Source organism: Streptococcus suis (assembly GCF_002964045.1).
GTDB classification, from domain to species: domain Bacteria; phylum Bacillota; class Bacilli; order Lactobacillales; family Streptococcaceae; genus Streptococcus; species Streptococcus suis_U.
The window spans coordinates 1-436 of the sequence record NZ_POPB01000675.1; the positions used below are offsets into that span (position 1 = coordinate 1).

The window sequence follows — 436 nt, forward strand, 5'->3', positions numbered from 1 at the left end:
TCAAGGTCGTTGCTACAACAATAGACGTCAACAAGACCGATGCCAAGGCATACCATTTGTAACGTAAAATGGCTTCTTTAAACATGTTTTTTCTCCTTATAATTTCTAATATTTTCTTTTAATTGATCGACCACCTGTCTGATCAAATCAAATTCTTCCTTTTGAATACCTCGAAAGAGAGAATGGTGCATCTCCTCATGGAAGGATTTTAGGTGACAAATCTTGCTCCGACCTTTCTCTGTCAAGACCAACTGCTTGTAGCGTCTGTCAAACTGAGAAGGTAAAACCCGAATAAAGTCATTTTTCTCCATTCGCTTAACTAGATTGCTGGCAACGGATTTGGAAATCTTTAACTCCGCTTCAATGTCTTTGACAAAGGTTTCAACTTCAGACCGTTCTGCTATGAAACGCAGAGCCCATCCCTGTGGTCCAACTA

Annotated in this window: 1 protein-coding gene; it reads right to left on the bottom strand. The window is 39.9% G+C overall.

Annotation, left to right across the window (positions count from 1 at the left end; all coding sequences use genetic code 11):
- Positions 1-77: 77 nt before the first annotated feature.
- Positions 78-436 (bottom strand): MarR family winged helix-turn-helix transcriptional regulator (locus C1E99_RS14055; RefSeq protein ID WP_105207831.1); only part of this gene is annotated, 359 nt, incomplete at its 5' end.